Raw genomic sequence first — 3,104 nt, 5'->3', positions numbered from 1 at the left:
AAGCTGGAAGACCGCGCGCTCCTCAGCGGCCCGAACCGCCGTCTGCGGGATCTGCAGCTGCTCTACAGTGTGGCGAAGGACTTCATTCTCGGCTTTCGCTCCCTGCATTTCGTGGGTCCTTGTATCACCGTCTTCGGTTCCGCACGCTTTGATGAAAAGCACCGCTACTACCAGCTGGCGCGGGACATGGGCGCGGCCATCGCGAAGATGGGCTTCACCGTTCTGACTGGCGGCGGCCCCGGCATCATGGAAGCTGCCAATCGTGGCGCAAAAGATGCTGGAGGACGCAGCGTCGGCTGCAACATCCGCCTGCCCTTTGAACAAAGCCACAATCCTTACCTCGACCGCTGGGTGACCATGGAGCATTTCTTCGTGCGCAAGACGCTGCTCATCAAGTATAGCTACGGCTTCATCATCATGCCCGGCGGCTTTGGCACCATGGATGAGATGTTTGAGGCGCTCACGCTCATCCAGACGCGCAAGCTCAAGAGCTTCCCCATCGTCATCATGGGCAGCGATTTCTGGCCGGAGATGCGCCAGTTCATGGAGCACATGCTCAAAGGCGCCACCATCAGCGCGGAAGATCTCGATCTCATCAAATGGACCGATTCCGTGGAAGAAGCCGTGGCCCATCTGCAGGACAAGGCCGTCACGCAGTTCGGCCTGCGCCGCTACCGCGTGCCGCAAAGCAGCGCCCTGCTGGGTGAAAAGGCGCTTGAAGGCGCGCATTGAAACTCCACACTCCGCCCCCCTCGCATGACAGATCATACCTTCACCCTCTCCAACGGCCGCAAGCTGGGCTATTGCGAGTACGGTGATCCCCGCGGCGAGGTGGCCTTCTACTTCCACGGCTGGCCCTCCTCACGCGTGCAGGGCTCCCTCTTCCATGAGCATGCCAAAAAGCACGGCATGCGCCTCATCTGCCCGGACCGCCCCGGCATCGGCCTGTCGGATTTCCAGCAGCGCCGCGCCTTGCTCGACTGGCCGGATACTCTGGAACAACTCGCCAAGCATGTGGGTGCTGACAACTACCACGTCCTCGGCTGGTCGGGCGGTGGCCCGTATGTCCTCGTCACCGCGCTGAAGTTGAAGCGCCGCCTGCTCTCCGCCTCCATCATCTGCGGTGCGCCGCCGCTGAAGTTTTTGGGCGATCGGCAGATGTTCTGGCTCTACCGCTTCATGATCCAGCTGCGGCATTATTTTCCGACCATCCTCGGGCTCGTCCTGCGCGTGGGCGGCATGGCGGCGAAGGGGAATCCGCACAAGGCACCGCTGCGCTGGCTCATGAAACTGCTGGGCGTGGAAGACCGCCGCGTGCTGCTGCAGCCCGGCATCTATGACGTGGTGCGGGATGCCACACTCGGTGCCTTGAATCGCGGCCCGCGCAGTGTCATCGCCGATGCGGACATTTACCTCAGCGAGTGGGGCTTTGAAGTCAGCCAGATCAATTTCCCCATCCGCCTCTGGCACGGCAAACAGGACCGCAACATCGCCTGGACCTACACCCAGCAGATCGCCCAGCTCATCCCGCAGGCCGAGACCCACTGGTCCGAGGTCGACGGCCACTACTCATTGCCCATCACCCATGCGGAGCAGATCATCGTGGCGGCATTGCAGAAGGAAGTGCCGGTGGTGAAGGTGGGGTAGTCCCAGTGCATTCCTATCGCAACCGGCCCATTTGGACTGCGGTCGCGGAGTGAGGAACGAACGCAGCCACCGCTTTCGCCGGACTCGGTGGCCCACGAATGAAAGAAGATGTCCGAATGCGGCAGCCGGTGATTCTTTGCAGGCCGGTCAGCCGACGCGCACCACGAGACGCTCGAAAGCGGCAGCTACGCGTGCCGCACTCCAAATTCCCGCTGGATGGTCACGCGCCCCATTTGGACTTCGACCTCCAAGATCCCTTCGCTCCACTACTCCTGCCTCGGCAGCAAGATCGGAATCCCGTTATCAATCACAAAGACCCGCGTGCCATCGGCGGTCGCCAGGGCAGCGTCCACCTTGTTCGCCGCACACTCCTCCGGCGTCGCGCGGCGCAGGGGCTGGTGCGTGTCCGGGCAGCGCATCAGGGGCAGAAAATCATTGAGCCATTGGGTTTCGTTTTGCATCAATATTCAGCCATGGAGGGGTCAATTTCACGAGCCCAGGCGATGATGCCGCCGGAGATGTTCCAGACGTTTTCAAAGCCCTGATCGCGCAGCAGGCTGACGGCACGCGCGCTGCGGCCGCCGCTCTTGCAGTGGACGAGGATGCGCCTGTCACGCGGCAGCTCGGCGGTGCGGGTTCCGAGTTCGCCCAGGGGAATGAGCACCGCGCCGGTGATGCGTGAGATGCTTTGCTCGTGCGGCTCGCGCACATCCAGCAGGAAGTGATTGTCTCCGGCTTCGCGGAGTTCTTTGAGTTCGTGAACGGTCATGGTGGGAACATCTGGAGGGGCGGAGGCGGTGATGCCGCAGAAGCCTTGGTAGTCGATGGGTTCGGTGATGGTCGGATTATCGCCGCACACGGGGCAGCTCGGATCCCGGCGCAGGGTCAGCGTGCGGAAGCGCATGCTCAGCGTGTCCACATGCATCAGTTTTCCAAGGAGCGGCTGGCCGATGCCGGTGATGAGCTTGATGGCCTCCAGCGCCTGCATGGTGCCGATGAGCCCCGGCAGCACGCCCAGCACGCCGCCTTCCGCACAGGAGGGCACCATGCCCGGAGGCGGGGGCTGCGGGCACATGCAGCGGTAGCAGGGGGCACCGAGATGCGGCGCAAACACCCCCACCTGCCCGTCAAAGCGCAGGATGCTGCCATACACATTCGGCTTTCGCAGCCACACGGCCACATCGTTGCTGAGGTAGCGCGTGGGGAAATTGTCCGTGCCATCAATGATGACATCGTAGTCCGCCGCGATCTTCATGGCATTCGCCGCGGTGAAAAGCTCCGGGTAAACCTGGATGTCCACATGCGGATTGATGTCCGCCAGCCGGTCGCGTGCGGCGTCCAGCTTCTTGCGCCCGAGGTCCTTCTGCCCAAAGAGAATCTGCCGCTGCAGGTTGGTGATTTCCACCACATCCGGGTCCACCAGGCCGAGTCCGCCGATGCCTGCCGCCGCCAGATAC

4 protein-coding genes are annotated in these 3,104 nt (G+C 62.7%); 2 read left to right on the top strand and 2 right to left on the bottom strand.

What is annotated here, in order from left to right; translation table 11 throughout:
* Positions 1-3: 3 nt before the first annotated feature.
* Both ACIREA_RS29490 and ACIREA_RS29485 read left to right on the top strand, forming a co-directional pair.
* Positions 4-732 carry a TIGR00730 family Rossman fold protein gene (locus ACIREA_RS29490; protein ID WP_397385898.1) on the top strand — a complete coding sequence of 243 codons (729 nt, stop codon included), beginning with the start codon at positions 4-6 and terminating at the stop codon, positions 730-732.
* 24 nt (positions 733-756) lie between these two features.
* Complete coding sequence (locus ACIREA_RS29485) at positions 757-1,647, top strand: alpha/beta fold hydrolase (RefSeq protein WP_397385897.1); 891 nt, start codon at positions 757-759, stop codon at positions 1,645-1,647.
* 266 nt (positions 1,648-1,913) lie between these two features.
* Here the strand turns inward: ACIREA_RS29485 and ACIREA_RS29480 are convergent, their stop codons facing one another.
* Both ACIREA_RS29480 and ACIREA_RS29475 read right to left on the bottom strand, forming a co-directional pair.
* The gene (locus ACIREA_RS29480; protein WP_397385896.1) at positions 1,914-2,108 is read right to left on the bottom strand and encodes a hypothetical protein; all 195 of its coding nucleotides are present in this window, start codon (positions 2,106-2,108) and stop codon (positions 1,914-1,916) included.
* The coding region (locus tag ACIREA_RS29475) for a ThiF family adenylyltransferase (protein ID WP_397385895.1) at positions 2,108-3,104 on the bottom strand (997 nt) is incomplete at its 5' end. The genes ACIREA_RS29480 and ACIREA_RS29475, both read right to left, overlap by 1 nt.

It is taken from the genome of Prosthecobacter sp. (assembly GCF_044373815.1).
Lineage (GTDB): Bacteria > Verrucomicrobiota > Verrucomicrobiia > Verrucomicrobiales > Verrucomicrobiaceae > Prosthecobacter.
The sequence above is the reverse complement of the archived record's forward strand: the minus strand, read 5'-3'. Positions and strand labels throughout refer to the sequence as shown.

Excerpts from the sequence above, each read along its gene's own strand:
- ACIREA_RS29480 (WP_397385896.1), bottom strand. The coding sequence starts at position 2,108 with ATGCAAAACGAAACCCAATGGCTCAATGATTTTCTGCCCCTGATGCGC.
- ACIREA_RS29485 (WP_397385897.1), top strand. The coding sequence starts at position 757 with ATGACAGATCATACCTTCACCCTCTCCAACGGCCGCAAGCTGGGCTAT.